The organism is Chryseobacterium koreense CCUG 49689 (genome assembly GCF_001045435.1).
Classification (GTDB): domain Bacteria; phylum Bacteroidota; class Bacteroidia; order Flavobacteriales; family Weeksellaceae; genus Kaistella; species Kaistella koreensis.
Genome location: NZ_LFNG01000001.1, coordinates 117136 through 133126 on the forward strand (window position 1 = coordinate 117136; position 15991 = coordinate 133126).

At 38.8% G+C, this 15991-nt stretch carries 18 protein-coding genes and 1 other RNA gene; 5 read left to right on the plus strand and 14 right to left on the minus strand.

All coding sequences use genetic code 11. The features are described from left to right. Window positions 1-35: 35 nt before the first annotated feature. From ACM44_RS00500 to ACM44_RS00520, 6 genes are all read right to left on the minus strand, one after another. Window positions 36-1754, minus strand: coding sequence for a phospho-sugar mutase (locus tag ACM44_RS00500; protein WP_048498139.1), 1719 nt, complete (start codon window positions 1752-1754; stop codon window positions 36-38). Window positions 1755-2059: 305 nt separating this feature from the next. After that, window positions 2060-2782 (minus strand): GIN domain-containing protein, encoded by a 723-nt coding sequence (locus tag ACM44_RS00505; protein ID WP_048498140.1) that lies wholly within the window; start codon window positions 2780-2782, stop codon window positions 2060-2062. Further along, window positions 2782-3195, minus strand: coding sequence for a type II toxin-antitoxin system VapC family toxin (locus tag ACM44_RS00510; protein WP_048498141.1), 414 nt, complete (start codon window positions 3193-3195; stop codon window positions 2782-2784). The genes ACM44_RS00505 and ACM44_RS00510 overlap by 1 nt, the downstream gene beginning before the upstream one ends. A gap of 5 nt (window positions 3196-3200) precedes the next feature. Beyond that, window positions 3201-3323 (minus strand): hypothetical protein, encoded by a 123-nt coding sequence (locus ACM44_RS15830; protein WP_262486454.1) that lies wholly within the window; start codon window positions 3321-3323, stop codon window positions 3201-3203. Window positions 3324-3392: 69 nt separating this feature from the next. Beyond that, a complete protein-coding gene (locus tag ACM44_RS00515) occupies window positions 3393-4349 on the minus strand; it encodes a glycosyltransferase family 2 protein (RefSeq protein WP_048498142.1) in 957 nt (318 codons plus the stop codon). A 71-nt stretch (window positions 4350-4420) separates the two neighbouring features. Beyond that, window positions 4421-5002, minus strand: a complete 582-nt coding sequence (locus tag ACM44_RS00520) for a DUF4199 domain-containing protein (RefSeq protein WP_048498143.1) — start codon at window positions 5000-5002, stop codon at window positions 4421-4423. Between the two features lie 62 nt (window positions 5003-5064). Here ACM44_RS00520 and ffs point away from each other — a divergent pair. Then, an RNA gene (gene ffs, locus ACM44_RS14930) (signal recognition particle sRNA small type) lies at window positions 5065-5162 on the plus strand. Window positions 5163-5227: 65 nt separating this feature from the next. Here ffs and ACM44_RS00525 read toward each other — a convergent pair. From ACM44_RS00525 to ACM44_RS00545, 5 genes are all read right to left on the minus strand, one after another. Then, a complete protein-coding gene (locus ACM44_RS00525; RefSeq protein ID WP_048498144.1) occupies window positions 5228-5908 on the minus strand; it encodes a metal-dependent hydrolase in 681 nt (226 codons plus the stop codon). A gap of 96 nt (window positions 5909-6004) precedes the next feature. After that, window positions 6005-6931, minus strand: coding sequence for a 1,4-dihydroxy-2-naphthoate octaprenyltransferase (gene menA, locus ACM44_RS00530; protein WP_048498145.1), 927 nt, complete (start codon window positions 6929-6931; stop codon window positions 6005-6007). Between the two features lie 76 nt (window positions 6932-7007). Then, the gene (locus ACM44_RS00535) at window positions 7008-7844 is read right to left on the minus strand and encodes a 1,4-dihydroxy-2-naphthoyl-CoA synthase (RefSeq protein WP_048498146.1); all 837 of its coding nucleotides are present in this window, start codon (window positions 7842-7844) and stop codon (window positions 7008-7010) included. A gap of 129 nt (window positions 7845-7973) precedes the next feature. Beyond that, a complete protein-coding gene (locus tag ACM44_RS00540; protein ID WP_048498147.1) occupies window positions 7974-8207 on the minus strand; it encodes a putative signal transducing protein in 234 nt (77 codons plus the stop codon). Between the two features lie 189 nt (window positions 8208-8396). After that, window positions 8397-9806, minus strand: coding sequence for an APC family permease (locus tag ACM44_RS00545; protein WP_048498148.1), 1410 nt, complete (start codon window positions 9804-9806; stop codon window positions 8397-8399). A gap of 163 nt (window positions 9807-9969) precedes the next feature. Here ACM44_RS00545 and ACM44_RS00550 point away from each other — a divergent pair, with 163 nt between their 5' ends. Next, the gene (locus ACM44_RS00550; RefSeq protein ID WP_048498282.1) at window positions 9970-10476 is read left to right on the plus strand and encodes a DUF4920 domain-containing protein; all 507 of its coding nucleotides are present in this window, start codon (window positions 9970-9972) and stop codon (window positions 10474-10476) included. A gap of 87 nt (window positions 10477-10563) precedes the next feature. On the opposite strand, the gene ACM44_RS00555 is transcribed toward ACM44_RS00550, so the two are convergent. After that, a complete protein-coding gene (locus ACM44_RS00555; RefSeq protein ID WP_048498283.1) occupies window positions 10564-11670 on the minus strand; it encodes a M14 family zinc carboxypeptidase in 1107 nt (368 codons plus the stop codon). A 347-nt stretch (window positions 11671-12017) separates the two neighbouring features. On the opposite strand from ACM44_RS00555, the gene ACM44_RS00560 reads away from it, so the two are divergent. From ACM44_RS00560 to ACM44_RS00570, 3 genes are all read left to right on the plus strand, one after another. After that, entirely contained in the window at window positions 12018-13109 is a 1092-nt protein-coding gene (locus ACM44_RS00560) for a TerC/Alx family metal homeostasis membrane protein (RefSeq protein WP_048498149.1), read from the plus strand. A 135-nt stretch (window positions 13110-13244) separates the two neighbouring features. Further along, on the plus strand, window positions 13245-13757 hold the full coding sequence (locus tag ACM44_RS00565) for a helix-turn-helix domain-containing protein (RefSeq protein ID WP_048498150.1): 513 nt from the start codon (window positions 13245-13247) through the stop codon (window positions 13755-13757). A 126-nt stretch (window positions 13758-13883) separates the two neighbouring features. Further along, window positions 13884-15230 carry an AAA family ATPase gene (locus ACM44_RS00570; RefSeq protein WP_048498284.1) on the plus strand — a complete coding sequence of 449 codons (1347 nt, stop codon included), beginning with the start codon at window positions 13884-13886 and terminating at the stop codon, window positions 15228-15230. Window positions 15231-15245: 15 nt separating this feature from the next. Here the strand turns inward: ACM44_RS00570 and ACM44_RS00575 are convergent, their stop codons facing one another. Both ACM44_RS00575 and ACM44_RS00580 read right to left on the minus strand, forming a co-directional pair. After that, entirely contained in the window at window positions 15246-15437 is a 192-nt protein-coding gene (locus ACM44_RS00575; RefSeq protein ID WP_048498151.1) for a DUF6496 domain-containing protein, read from the minus strand. An 18-nt stretch (window positions 15438-15455) separates the two neighbouring features. Then, window positions 15456-15926, minus strand: a complete 471-nt coding sequence (locus ACM44_RS00580; RefSeq protein WP_048498152.1) for a hypothetical protein — start codon at window positions 15924-15926, stop codon at window positions 15456-15458. Between the last annotated feature and the right edge of the window lie 65 nt (window positions 15927-15991).

The following is a 15991-nucleotide window of genomic DNA, read 5'->3' on the forward strand; positions in this document are numbered from 1 at the left end:
TCATTCGTAAAATCTCAAAAAATTTGAAATAATCGTTACAGCTTCAAATCTTTTTTTACTTTTTCAATCTTATCCGAAAGGATGATGGATTTATTTTTAAATTCATTTTCAGAATTAATCGAATCTTTTACCGAAACATAAAACTTAATCTTCGGTTCGGTTCCGGAAGGTCGCACGCAGACTTTGGTTCCATCTTCGGTATAATAAATCAGTACATTGGATTTTGGAATTTGATTCATTACCGATTTTTTATTTTCCGGAATGTCAAGTGATGTTTGTTCCTGGAAATCTTTCAGTTCCACTACTTTCGACCCGGCAATTTCTTTTGGTGGGTTCTCCCTGAAATCCTTCATCATCTGCTGAATTTCCTCAGCGCCGGTTCTACCCTTTCGCACCACATTGATGAGTCCTTCATAATACATTCCCAAATCTTTATAAATATCGATCATATACTGGAACATCGAGCTTCCGTTTGCTTTGCACCACGCAGCGATTTCGCAAGCCAAAAGGATCGAGCCGCAGGAATCTTTGTCTCGAACAAAATCTCCGGTCATAAATCCGAAAGATTCTTCACCGCCACAAACAAATTTCTCCTTTCCTTCCACGTCGCGGATCATTTTTCCGATCCACTTGAATCCGGTCAATCCCACTTTACATTCCACCCCGAATTTATTGGCGATATCGTAGAAAATATCCGAAGTCACAATCGTGGAACCAATGAATTCCTTTCCGGTGATTTTCCCTAATTTCTTCCACTGGTCCAAAATATAATAAGTCAAAATCGTATTCGTTTGGTTTCCGTTCAAAAGCTGCATTTCGCCGTCCAGATTTCTCACCGCGATTCCCAGTCGGTCTCCGTCCGGATCTGTTCCGATGACGATATCCGCATTGACGATTTTCGCCAAATCGAGCGCCATTTCCAGCGCTTTCGGCTCTTCCGGATTTGGGGACTCCACCGTCGGGAAATTTCCGCTCGGAATCATTTGCTCGGTCACCAAATCGATTTTCTTGAAACCTGCCTTCTTCAAGGCTTTTGGAATGGTGGTGTAAGTAGTTCCGTGAATTGAAGTGAACACGATATTCAAATTGTCATAACCTGTCTTATCCTTTTGGTAAAGGGAATTTTCCATACAGATATCGATATAGACATCATCCTGTTCCTCACCAATCCATTCTATCAGATCATCATTTCCATTAAATTTGATCTCCTCAAACTTCACTGAATAAACTTCCCTGATGATATTTTCGTCATTTGGGGGAACAATTTGCGCCCCATCATTCCAATAGACTTTGTAACCATTGTATTCCGGTGGATTATGCGATGCCGTCAAAACGATTCCGGCATTGCAATTTTTATCCCGAACCGTGAAAGAAAGTTCTGGAGTCGGTCGGTGGTTTTTGAAGAGTAGAACCTTGATTCCGTTTGCGGTCAACACATCTGCGCACATTTTGCCGAATTCTCGGGAATTGTTTCGCACGTCATAAGCGATCGCTACTTTAATTTCCTGATTCGGGAACTGCTCTTTTAGGTAATTGGCCAGACCTTGCGTTGCCTGTCCCAAAGTATATTTATTGAGCCGGTTTGTACCAACTCCCATTATTCCGCGCATTCCGCCGGTTCCGAATTCCAGTTCGCGGTAAAATGAATCTTCCAGCTCATCGGATTCGGTATCAATCCATTCTCGAATCGTTTTCTTGGTTTCTTCGTCGAAAGTGTCTGTGAGCCAAAGTTTTGCTTTTTCTAAAGTAGTCATATTTAATTTTTTTTTGGATGGAATATGGAAGCAGCAAGAAATTCTGCACACCAATTCAATTTTCCGAATTTTTATTTTTTAATTGGTTCTGAATGCTATAAATGGGTTCATCAAATTAAAAGCATCATCATAAAATTTATTAAATTTTTCTTTTTCAATATAGTTTCTGCGTTTTGCTTTATAAAGTCAAGTCACACATTATGTAATCAACCGAATAGCAAATCCTAAGAATCTCTTGTTTTCGGGATTAGACTGCAAAATTTACTTGTGAGCAAAGGTTTTAAATTTCCGTCTAGGGATTTCTATTATTCTAAAACTTTATTCTTCACATTTGCGGTTTGATCAATTTTCAACACCCGAATCGGGTCATTGTAATAGACCAATTTCGCAGTATTTCTGATATTTCCCCTCAAAGTATCCTTCACGTTCAGTTCCGCATAATTGCCGTTTTTGGAATCAATATTCAAGTTGGTGATGATCCAATAAGGCGCGATGATATTTGCCGTGTCAGAAATTTTGATCACCGCATCCTTTGTTTTTCCCAGGAAATTTGCACGGCTTGTATTTTTCATCTCTATTTCTGCCTTTCTGGAATTAACTGATCCTATAAATTTAGCATTATTTCTCAAGTTGAGCTGAAAATTATCGGTTTTAATTTCGCTCGAAATATTCATTTCCGCTGAATCTGAGATCGAAATCTTTTCGATGTTGTATTTGGAATAAATCGTGATATTGTAAAAATCGACGCCTTGAGTTTCACGGTTTTCAATGATATTTAAAGTTTTATCTTTAACCTTTATATCAAGATTATTCATAATGTTGGAATAGGTTTCCACATTCACGAAACTTTTCTCTGCATTCACATAAAAAACCCGGAACTTCCCTTGAAGATTGATATTGTTGAAGTTTTCCACAGGGAAATCCCTGCTTTCGATATTTCCTTTCGGGGTGATTTTTCCGCAGGAGAAAAATAGAAATGCGGTAAGGATAAAAGCAATTTTATTCAATGCAAGGGTGTTAATTCTCATCATCTTTTATTAAAAACAAATTCAAGTTTCTGTGTTGAATATTCTTTGAATTTTCTGTCGGAACTTACCAGTATCATTTTCTCAGAGATTGCTTGCGAAATAATAAAGTGGTCGATTTGGTCTTTGTGATTTGGAATGATTTCCAATTGGGAATAGGTTTTTAGATGTTCGTCTTTGGTGTGAAGGATGTTCAAATAAAGTTGGTCTTCAATAACATTGGTCAATTCTTCTACCTTGAAGCCCAATCGAATTTTATGAGTTTTATGTAGCAAAATTGTTTCTATGATGCTTGCCGAACTCACACACAGGGTGTTAGAAAAATCCGAAATAATATCTTCTACTTCATGAGAAATGCTTTCAGTTTTTCCTAAAAGCATGAAAATTATGATATTGGTATCTAATAAGAATCTCACGATCTCTATTTCAAAACCGCTTTTAAATCTAAAATTTCACCTGTTCCCCTCAATTCCAAAACCGCTTTCCATGTTTTTGAAATTGGTTTTTGGCCCTTTCCATTTTTATTAGAAATCTTATTTTTCATTCTTTTCAATTTTTTTTCCTTGGTTTCCATCCTTCAAACTTTAATCCAAAGATACGAAATGTTTTTCCTCTAGATTACCTCCTCAATATGATAATTCTTACTCTCCCGGGTTGTTCGGATAATCATTTCGCCCAAAAATCCGGCGATGAAAAGCAGCGTTCCTAAAATCATCATCGTCAATGCGATGAAAAACCAAGGGTTGTTCGTAATTAAATGCCCATAAATTCCATGCGAAACATCGATGAGTTTTGAAATTCCCAACCAAAGTGCCGATAAAAACCCGATAATAAACATCAAGGTTCCAACCGCGCCGAAAAAGTGCATTGGTCTGCCTCCAAACCGACTCACAAACCATAGCGTCACCAAATCCAGAAAACCGCGGATAAATCTTTCGGTCCCGAATTTTGAACTTCCATAAGGTCGGGCTTGATGCTGTACAGGTTTTTCAGTGATTCTTCTAAAACCTGCGTTCGCCGCCAAAACCGGGATATAGCGGTGCATGTCGCCATATACGTCTATGGATTTCACGACCTGTTTTTTGTAAGCTTTCAACCCGCAATTAAAATCGTGAAGTTCAACCCCCGAAAGTTTTCTGGCAGCGGAATTAAAAAGTTTTGAGGGAAGATTCTTGGTCATCACATTGTCAAAACGTTTTTTCTTCCAACCGGAAACAATGTCGTAATTTTCATTTTTGACCATGGCGTACAATTCCGGAATTTCTTCTGGAAAGTCCTGCAGATCTGCATCCATCGTGATTACCACATCTCCGTTTGCCTGTTCAAATGCGGCATGTAGCGCTTGCGATTTTCCATAATTTCTGGAAAACTTAATTCCGTGAATCTGCGGATTACGGATGTTAAGGTTTTCAATGATTTTCCAGGACGAATCGGTGCTGCCGTCGTCCACGAACCAGATTTCATAAGAAAATCCATGGGATTTGCAGACCTGGTCAATTCTTGTAAACAGTTCTTCAAGAGACTCTTCTTCGTTCAGAAGCGGGATGATAATGGATAGGTTTGGATTCAAAGGTTTTTGATTTGATTTTAATGTTCAAATTTACGAATGTTTGTCCATATAAATAATGAATCGGCACAATCTTAATGCTCTGTTCTGCTTCTGAAAAAAGTGGCGAAAAATGTCGATAAGACCAGGAAATAGACGCAGTATCCCGCAAAAATATAACTAAAATTCCTCGCGGAAAACATCTCTTCATTTTTGCGCTCTTTATTGGCGATCCGCATTTTTGCTTCTTCATATTTATCCTTCACCGACTTCCACTCTTCGCTGTTCGGCTTTAAAATCTGGATCGTGCTGCTGTAATCCTCTTCCAAAGAAGTTCGGTAACTTTGGATATATTGGTAGCTGAGCAGATCTTTCGCTTTAGGGTCCACTTTGTTGAAGAAATAAAAAATACTGACCACCGAAAGCAGCCCACCCACAAACATGGGAACAAAGGCTCTTCCGAAAATCTCCCGAAATCCCATGCGGGCTCCTGTTTTTCTTAAATTATTTATAGAGAGAAATGCACCCACCAGATAAATTGCGGGCAGCAAAAACGCATTAATCAGCACGGAATTGTGGTAGTATTGGGTGTTCATTCCAAAAAAATACAATAAAAAGAACACCACCATTGTTGCCACAAACAGCAGAAAACCAACTGCATAACCATTTTTTGTCATAAAAATCTATATTTTCTTAAATTTTGAATTTTGCTTTTTCAATTAAAGCCGTATCTTTGCACCGGCAAGTCCTACACAACCAGCTCCTGAAAATCCTCCAGGGTGGGAACGCAGCAAAGGTAATCGGTTGTAGCGGTGTGATGTAGGTAGCTTGCCATTTTTTATTTATTTTAAGAGATCAGGTAATTTCTAATTTTGGAATGCTTGATCTCTTAATTTTTTTATTCAAATCTCAAATTCCTGCCCCAGTTCCGGTAATGAGAAATCAATGTTTCGGTCTTCAAAGAAGCTTTTTGCTTCCTCATGATTAATTTTAATGGGCGGAAAGGTATCGAAATGGCAACCGATTACTTTTTTCGTGTTCAAAAGTTCTGCCGCGGCAAAACTTGCCTTTCTGGCACACATGGTGTAATGTGAACCGACCGGAAGTATCGCCAAATCAATGTTTCCGAACAATCTCGGAAAAATTTCCATATCCGCCATGATTCCGGTATCGCCCGCGAAATAGATATTCTTCCCCTGAAACCGAAAAATATATCCACATGGTTCGCCACCATAAGTTCCATCGGGAAAACTTGAAGTGTGTGAAGCAGGAACCATGGAGATTTTCAGGTCGCCCATTTTTGCGGAACCTCCGAAATTGAGGTCAATTGAATTCGAATGTTTGAAATAACCACAGATCTCCGGTTGACCGATCAAAGTTGCGTTCGGATGAATTTGCAAAACTTCCTTCACATCTGCGATATGATCACCATGCGCATGAGTAATCAAAACATAATCAATTGGTTGCGCCGAAATATCAAACCCCGATTTTTCTTTTTGGAAATTGTAAAAAGGGTCACTCAATATATTTTTCCCGTTGTAATTGAACAGGAAACAGTTTTGTCCAAGGAATTTAATTTTCATAATGCTATATTTAGTTTCGCGTCAGCAATCAAAATCAAGAGAACAGTTCAATTATTACACCTGTTCAATTTTCTTTCATACCACTTCACTTCAAATTTAAAAATAATTCAATCCAAAAGCCAGCAAAACCGCCATCATTAAGGTAAGAATTCCCACCTGTTTCAAAAATGGGTCCAGTTCTTTTGGCTGGTTCACCGCCATGATTTTTCGCCTTAAAGCCGTCATTGGGAAAACCAGGATCATCACGATGAACGGGTAATATTTTCCTTCTTTGATGAAACCATTGACTCCAAGAAAAACTAAGATTAAAATCAAAGGCAACATCAGCAAAATGATTTCATAAACCATCGCAAGTTTGAAACCCAGCCTTAACGCCAAAGTCTTTTTTCCACTTAAAGCATCACTTTCGATATCGCGCATATTGTTCAGGTTTAGAACTGCGGTGCTCAGCATTCCCACTGCCGTTGCCGGGATCAGAATGTCCCAGTCAAAAGTTTTGGTGAAGAGGAAATAACTTCCGCACACGGAAACCAACCCGAAAAAGATGAACACGAAAATATCGCCCAATCCCATATATCCGTAAGGTTTTTTACCGACCGTGTAACCAATCGCCGCCAAAATGCAGGCAATTCCCAATCCCACGAAAATCCAGAATTCTTGGATGTGGTTCGGAAAAAATGCAAGATATAGAAGCGCCACTGTGGCAATCAAAGAAAGGATAGAAAACAAAATCACGGCATTCCTCATTTGAGCTGCTGTAATTTTTCCGGAAGCTACTGCTCTCTGTTCGGCTTCGTTGACCCTTAATTGATCAGTTCCCTTGATTCCGTCGCCGTAATCATTGGCGAAATTGGACAGGATTTGGTACAATAAAGTGACCAATATCGCCATTGCGAAAATCTTCCAATCCCAAGTTCCACCATTTTCCAAAATCCGCCATCTCGCGATAAAAGATCCCATGATAATTCCGCTCATGGAAAGCGGCAAAGTCCGCAATCTCGCGGCGTGAATCCAATCCTTCATATCTGTTTTTTAGACATTCGATAGGAGACTGAAGATGGAAAACTGCAGTTACCCATCTGTTTGTCTCTGCTCTTATTTAAGATATCCATTTATTTTCCCCAAAATCTGGCTTTCTTTTTTCCAGGAATGCATTTCGTCCTTCCTTGGCTTCTTCTGTCATATAAGCTAATCTTGTTGCTTCTCCCGCGAAAACCTGTTGGCCAACCATTCCGTCATCCGTCAAATTCATGGCGAATTTCAACATTCTGATAGACATTGGCGATTTGCCCAAAATTTCCTGCGCCCACTGATAAGCAGTATCTTCGAGTTCTGCATGAGGTATCACCGCATTGACCATTCCCATTGCTTCGGCTTCTTTGGCAGAATAATTTCTTCCCAAAAAGAAAATCTCTCGGGCTTTCTTCTGCCCTACCATTTTTGCCAGATATGCGGAACCGTAACCACCATCGAAGCTGGTCACATCTGCATCGGTTTGCTTGAAAATTGCGTGTTCCTCACTTGCCAAAGTCAAATCGCAAACCACGTGTAAAGAATGTCCGCCACCAACTGCCCAACCATTTACAACGGCGATGACCACTTTCGGCATGAAGCGAATCAGACGCTGCACTTCCAGAATATTTAATCGGTGTCTCCCGTCATCTCCCACATAACCTTGATGTCCTCTTGCTTTTTGGTCGCCACCGCTGCAGAAAGCATGGACTCCATCTTTTGGACTTGGTCCTTCGCCGGTCAATAAAACCACGCCCACCGAAGAATCTTCGGAAACGTGATAAAAAGCGTCATATAATTCGGAGGTTGTTTTCGGACGGAAGGCGTTGCGAACTTCCGGTCTGTTAATCGCGATTCTGGCGACTCCGCCACTTTTTTTGTAGGTAATGTCTTCGTATTCCTTTACGGTTTTCCAATCGGTCATTTTAGTAGAAAATTTAAGGCGTAAAGATAGGGAAAAGTTGGGGAAGCGGGAAGATGGAAGTAGGAATTTGGACGAAGAAGAAAAGCTTTGCTCCGTGTAGAAAAAAAATGAAATTAAAAATAATTTGGGTTAAAGCATTTCGCTTTCATCTACGGAATCATCTTCTTCGAGGATTTTTTTGGCTTCCTCAAGATCATTTTCGCTCACGACGAGGACATAATTTTGAGACATGGGAAAAACGGCGACATTATTGACAAATTCGTTTTTCACATAACTGGGAATATCCCGGGATGCGAGTTTTGATTTGGCAATCTCAATCTCGTAGAGATAGGATGATTGCAGCAGGATTACTAATTCTGACATGATTTCTTTTGTTAAAGTTAAACAAATTTTTGAACAGGATCCCCAAAAAATCTTGAAAAAAAGAACGACAGAAGTTGATAGCCCCGATTGGAGCAATTGTTTGAGCTCTTTTTCTTTTTTTTCAAAAAAGAAAAAAGCGAGTGCGGAAAGCGGGACGGGTCTTCGGAAAGAATGAAAATCTGGTTGCTCCTAGTTCGCTTTCTTTCTATTAATGAAGAAATATACCGGCAATCCGAGCAAAATAAGGATAAATCCGGGCCAAGTGTATTGCGGTTTGAACCAAATCAAAAGTACGCAAAATGCGGTGCCAATGATGAGGTAAATAATGGGCGTGATGGGATAAAGCCAGGTTTTATAGGGTCTTTCGAGGTTTGGTTTTTTGATCCTCAAATAGATGACTCCGAAAACGGTGATCATGTAAAATAGGACGATGACGAAGGAAATCATGTCCAGTAAATCACCGTATTGTCCGCTGAGTGCAAGAACTGATGCCCAAATTCCCTGCATCCAGAGGGATTTTCCGGGAACATTGTGTTCGTTGTTTTCGATGGCGGATTTAAAGAAAAGTCCATCTTTTGCCATGGACTGGTAAACCCTAGCTCCAGCCAAAACCAATCCATTGATGCAACCGAAGGTGGAAATCATTACCAAAATGGCCATAATCATGGTTCCCAAACTACCGAATATGACTTCTGAAGCGGCTACTGCGGGACGATTTTTGTCTGCAAATGCAATACCATCTCGATCGAGTGCGTTGAGGTAGACGAAATTCACCAAAAGGTAAAGTAGCATCACGATTACCGTTCCAAAAACCATGGATTTCACCACATTTTTTTTGGGATTTTCAATTTCGCCGGACATGAAGGTCACGTTTTCCCACGCCACTGAACTGAAAATGGAACCTACCAAAGCTGCGGCAATTCCGCCCAAAAGTGTGACGCCGCTGATCGGTTTCCAATCTGTGGGCAAAAGGTCGTTCCCTACTTCCCTACCAAAATTCTGGAACCCGCTCCAGCCGAAACTCATGTTTTGTGCCCATTGAGAGTCTTTGATCAAGAGGAATCCAAAAATGATGATGCCTAAAAGCGCGAGAATTTTTGACGACGTGAAGACATCCTGCAAGATTTTTCCGTTCTTTAAGCCCTTGGTATTCACGAAAGTGAGAAAAATAATCACTACTATTGCCAAAATCTGAACCCAGGTAATCTTGAATCCCCCATTCTGAAAGATTGGATGTGAATCATTGAGCCAAGGAATGAGATAGGCGGTAAATTTTCCGAAAGCCATCGCTACTGCAGCAATCGTTCCTGTTTGAATGACGGTGAACAATCCCCATCCGTAAAGAAAACCGGGCATCTTTCCAAAAATTTCTGTGATATAGGTGTACTGTCCGCCGGCTTTTGGAAACATAGAGGACAGTTCGCCATAGGAAATTGCAGCTGCAACGGTCATGATTCCGGTGATGATCCAAACGGCAATTAACCAATATCCGGAACCCAGATTCCGCATCATATCGGAACTTACGATAAAGATTCCACTTCCGATCATCGATCCCATTACCAGCATCGTGGCGTCCCAAAGTTTGAGTTTTTTCTGCATAAATAATTTTTGGTTCAGAATAACGAGTTTTCCCTTTTAAAATTGAAAGTCGTAAATATATAAATTTTTGATAATTATTGTTAAATTGACATTAACTCTTTATAAAAATCTTTAAGATTCTTTTGAATTTGTAAAAATTGCTATTTTTGTGAAAATTGAAAACATGAAAAAATTAGTACTGATTTTTATGATTGCAATCTCCACGGTGGGATTTTCACAGGAAACTGCAGCTCAAAAAGCGGGTCCACCGGAAGGAAATGCTTTAGTAGGTGACTATTATGGGGGAAATGTATCGGCAAAAGCTGAGAAAAATGCCATCACAACTACCCAATTGGAAAAAAAGCTGAAAAAAGCAAAAAAAGTTGAAAACGTGGCAGTGAAGGGAAAAGTGACCGAAGTCTGCGACAAAAAAGGTTGCTGGATGACTGTGGAAACTGAAAACAAGGAAAAATTCTTTGTGAAAATGAAGGATTATGGTTTTTTTGTTCCACTGGCACTGAAAGGGAAAAATGTGGTTTTGGAAGGAAATGCCGAAACCAAGGTAATTTCCGTGGACGAGCAAAAGCATTATGCAGAAGATGCGAAAAAATCACAAGCCGAAATCGATGCGATCACAAAACCACAGGAAGAAATTCGGTTTGTGGCGAGTGGAATTAAGGTAGTGAATTAGATGAAGCTATAAGAATGCATGGTTCAATGTGAGAAAGCATGCATTTTGGCAATGACAAAAAAGCGAAATCAATCGATTTCGCTTTATTTATTCGATGGTGAAATTTTGGATTTCGTCAAGTTTCGGGAATTTCTTTTCAGAAACGAATTTTTTTCCGGTGCAGTCGATTTCTTTCCAGCCTTTCTTTTTGCCTACATCACCCACTTCCACCACAATCGGTACAAATGAGATTTCTTCATCACCATCCTTGATTTCTTCCCGAAATTGCACCGCTACATCCAAAACACATGGAAAATCAGTGTTCAATTTCACGTTCCTGTAGATGATATCATAGTGACTTTCTCTATTTTCCGGGATCTCTAAATAATTTTCCCAACATTCTGTTGAACCTTTGAGAAGTGAAATCGCCTTTAAACCTTCATATAAAGCTATGGTGTAATATTTTCGGGTTCCAATTCTTTTGTAATCTTCCGGAAAATGGCCGCCTTCATAGAGTATCGATGCAATTCCCATTTTAATGAGATTATCGCCGGTTGAAGTGGGATAAAATTCATCGGAATATCTCGCTATTTGATGGGGAATCAGATTTTTCAACTTTTCATGGATCCTGGAAATTACCGCCATTGATTTTTTTCTGGTTTCGGTAACGTCTCTTGCAAAATTTTCGGACGGTGCTAAAAATGAAAGTGTTGCAGGATGTTCACCATCCGAGGTAAAGATAGTGCGCTGCTCATGAAGATTGAGCCCGTATTCATAATTGCCGTTTTCAGCTATACTTTTTAGAATTGGGAACTCTTTACTGGAAAGTTTCAGGAAGTCGCGGTTCATATCAATATCCAAAGCATTTCTGCGGCTCCATTTTTCGGAACCATCCGGATTGAGCATAAAAATAAAATCCAGCGTAATTTCCGAAAACAATGGTTTTGCTAATGCCGGTTGATATTTCAAAATCTCCAGCAGATCCAGCATTGCGTGTGTTGCGTTGGATTCATTACCATGCATTTGCGACCACGCCAAAACTCTGGTTTTTCCATTTCCCAAAGTCATCATGAAAATCGGTTTGTCCAAATAGGATCTTCCAACCTCAGAAATATAATCGCTGTAATTGGTCTGCAGATAAGAAAATAATTTTTCCGGGGAAATATAGCGGTTTGGGAAATTAGGATTCTGGCGGTAATTCAATGCTTCGATCATCAACTCAAATTTTACATTTTTCAAATTTAATTTTTTTTGAGGGAAATATGAAATTAACTTTTGTAAATTCATTAAACACTTGGAAATGTCAGTTTGTCTGTGGATTATTTTGTGGATTGCATTTTCGTTAATTAAAAAATGTAAAACTATACAACTGAGTATTTTAATTAATTTATTTAAACTTTATTTTTAATATTACTTTAAGTGGAAAAGCATGTGGAAAACTCCATTTGAAGGAAACTTTAATAAACAGAATTGGAATGTAAATTAAGTTGAGTTCCATTTTGTTTACATCCGTAAATACATTGAAAATGATTATTTCCCTATATTTGCATATATCTTTTTCTATGACAAGCGAGAACATTTTTCTTATCAGTTTCTTACTATTTATATTCTTTATACTTGCCCTCGATTTAGGACTTTTTGGGAAAAAATCATCTGCAGTCTCTATGAAGCAAGCTGGTTTGATGAGTTTTTTTGTAGTGGCACTTTCGGTGTGCTTCTACTTTGTACTGATTAATTACGGGCATTATCTGCATGGAATTGACAGTTTGGACAAATTGCAGCATGTGATTGCCCGACACCATCATCCGGTGCATCTTATTCCAGGTGATTTGGAACACAGCATTCAGCTTTATAACCAAAATTTAGGGCTGGAATACCTGACCGGTTATGTGGTGGAATATGCGCTTTCTGTGGACAATATATTTGTCATTGTATTGATATTTACAGGATTTGGGGTCGCTCCAAGAAACTACCACCGGGTTTTGTTTTGGGGAATTCTAGGTGCAATCGTGATGCGGTTTGTCTTCATTTTTGTGGGGGCTGCATTGATCGAGAAGTTCGAATGGATCATGTATGTTTTTGGCGCTTTCTTGGTATTCACGGGAGTTAAAATGTTTCTTGATAAAGATAAAGAAGAAAAGATCGACCCTCAAAGTCATCCAGTAGTAAAGTTCGCCAATAAACATTTTAAGGTTCACAACCATTTTGTAGGAAATAAATTCTTCGTTACCGTTGATGGCATTAGAAAAATGACGCCTTTATTCTTAGTCCTTCTTATCATAGAAGCAACGGATCTGATCTTTGCGGTGGATAGTATTCCGGCAATTTTCTCGGTCACAAAAGATCCATATATTGTATTCTTTTCGAACATCTTCGCAATTATAGGGCTGCGTTCCATGTTCTTTCTTTTAGCAGGAATTATCAACAAATTTAGGTTCCTGAAAATAGGCTTGGCTGCATTGCTTACATTCATCGGGCTCAAAATGCTTTTTCACGTATATCTGGACCAATTTGGTTTTACCACCACAGATTCCTTGTTGATCATTATTGGCATTTTAGGAACCAGCATCTTCTTCTCACTGATTTTTCCGGAAAATAAAAAAGACAGAAAATTGAAGTTTGATCCAGAAAATGAAGATAATACCCGGCATTAATTTACCGACATAAATTATCTTAAGTATTACTAATCAATAATTTAGTTGCCTAGTTTACTTTCGTAAACGTTCTTTTTGCCAGTTGGTTTACATTTGTATTTTATTCTTGTGAATTATTTATTTACATTTGTAATTATGGAAATAAATGAAAGAATTGCCAAAGTTTTAGAATATTCTGGATTGTCACCATCTGAATTTGCAGATGAGATTGATGTGCAGCGCTCCAATATTTCCCATATCACCTCCGGTAGAAATAAACCATCACTCGATTTTCTCATTAAGTTAAAAGACCGTTTCCCCGAATTACAATGGGATTGGCTGATCTATGGTAAAGGTGAAATGATCCAGGATAAAGTGGATACTCCTGTTGTCGAGAAACCAAAAACAACTTCACTCCCCGATTTGTTTTCATTAATTGCCGATGACAATTTTGGAATTACAGAAAGTGAAGACCGCATTGCTAATGAGCCTCCACGAGAATCCGAAATTCCTCTGCCTACGTCAACGAATGAAAAAATATTCGATTCTCAGCGATTAGCGGTTGAAGAAAAAATAAGCTCTCCGCAACATACTAATAATCAATCAAGTAAAATAAAGAGAATCGTGTTGTTTTTCGACGACGGCAAATTTGAAAGTTTTGAGCCTTAATTTTAATTTTCCTAGAAAAATTTTGGATGAAGATTTTCTTCCATGCAGAATTTTTAATATTTTCTATTAGATTCCGAGTTTCGCATAGTTTTTGTAAATTTGGTATTAGCCAAAATTTTCAACATCATGAAACTAGCCGATTTAGCGAAGGAACTTCATATTTCAACTGAAAGTTTCATCAAATTCATCACCGATTTCGACCTGGAACTTTCCGAATGTATCACAACCAATTTCGATGTGAAGGATGATTTCGTGAGATTCGCAAGGGAAAACATCAGCTTCCTGCAAAAATATGAAAAGGATTTGAAGGCTGATAAATCTGTAGAAGACATCGCAGAAAACATCCACCAACCTGCAGAGAAAATTGTGGAAATCATCAAAAAGGAAAAGCCAAAATTGTTTGATAATGGACTGTACAAATCTTCGATTTCAAGCTTTGGGATTGACCATAAACTTGGTGGGAATTATCAGTTCGTCTATGATTATTTCGGCAAGAAGACGAGTCTGAAAGAGAGAGATTTCATCGGTTACCGCGATTTGTTTTTCTATATTTCACAGGAATTGCAGCCTTTTATCAACAGTACGCATCTCAGTGAGTGGGGATTACACCGTCCGGCGGGAATTGTTTTATATGGTCCACCGGGAAGCGGCAAGATTTTTTGGGCATACAAAATTGCAGAAATCATTGGTTATCAGTTCAAAGAAGTAAAAAAACACTACCTCGGAAGTTCATTTGTAGATGGCAATAAATCAAGATTCAATGAGTTTTTGGTGAACATGCTGAAAGAAGAAAAAGTTCTTCTGTTTATGGAAGATTTTGACTCGATCATGGGAATCCCACACGACGAACAGTCGGCAGCTGAATGTGACGAAGAAACTAAGGACATCATTCTGCACTATATCGGACATTTTGAGGCAGAAGACTTGCTCATGGTAGGTTCTGCAAACTCCATTATAGAAATTGACAGAGAAGTTCTGGCTCCAGGTCGTTTTGACGTACTGATTCCGATCTTTCCTCCAAATTTACACGAACGCTGTGAAATGATTCTCTTTCACATGATGGATCACCTGACCGAGGATTCGGTTCTAATGAAGATTCTCACTAAAAACCAGGCGGATCATTTACCGTTTTGGAACGAAATTGCCTCCAAGATGAAGACATTTTCCAATACGATGATTATTGACTTTACCCAAAGTTTAAAGAAAAGGATTAGAAACATCTATCTTAATGACCAATCAGAAGACATCGTGATTGATGCTCATATTTTGGAAGCGGCTCTGCGAGATGCATCTGCCAAACTTACCGAAGAATATTTGAATCAGGTGGATCAGTTCCTTCAGGATGCTGCGATCAATAATTATGATGAATTTCAGCACCGGATTGAAGGCCTAAAAAATGAACTTGAAGATTATAAAGTGGTTGAAGCACCTACAAAAACTATAGGTTTCACCCATAACGATGAAGAAAAATAGCGCCTGACTTTTCAATTATTTCTGATTTTTTGACAACGGAGGTACTTTTAGACCCGCATCTTCCGCTTCTGAGATTCCGATTGCGATCGCCTGTTTTCGGTCGGTCACTTTTTTTCCGGATGATGATTTCAATTTACCCTCCTTGAATTCGTGCATTACTTCACCAATTTTTTCCTGGGCTTTTTTTGAATATTTCTTTTTGCTCATGATCGATTTCTTTTACCATCATTTTGAAATGGATACTCCTATTTCATAGACTTTTGCGTGTTTCAGATATTTTGATCGCTCACGCGAAGTCACGGACTCAAATTCACCATTTTTAAGCACGATGATGGGATCTTCAGCAATCTCAATCTCTGCATTAGAAATATATTTTTCTTCCGGGCTATATCCTACCAATTTTGATTTAATTTTCATAAGTTCGTCTGCATAATCCCGAAATCCTGCATCTACCGAGTGAATGAATCGATATTCCGGACCTGCCTCCACGAAAAAATGCAGCTTCTTTTCACGCAAACCCGCTTCGTCAGTAATCTGCGGATTATCATTTCCATCTTTGAATCCAACTTCCACGATATTCCCGTTTTTTAAATTTGCAAAACTTTCGGCATCCTGGTAACTCGCAAATCCTGTGTAAATAACTTGGTCATCCAAAGTATATTTACTTAATTTTTCATGTTGTGCACTGGTTTCCATCACTATAATTTCTTATGATTATCATTAAAATCATCAATAATTCTGCCACTCCTGTTAAAAAAACA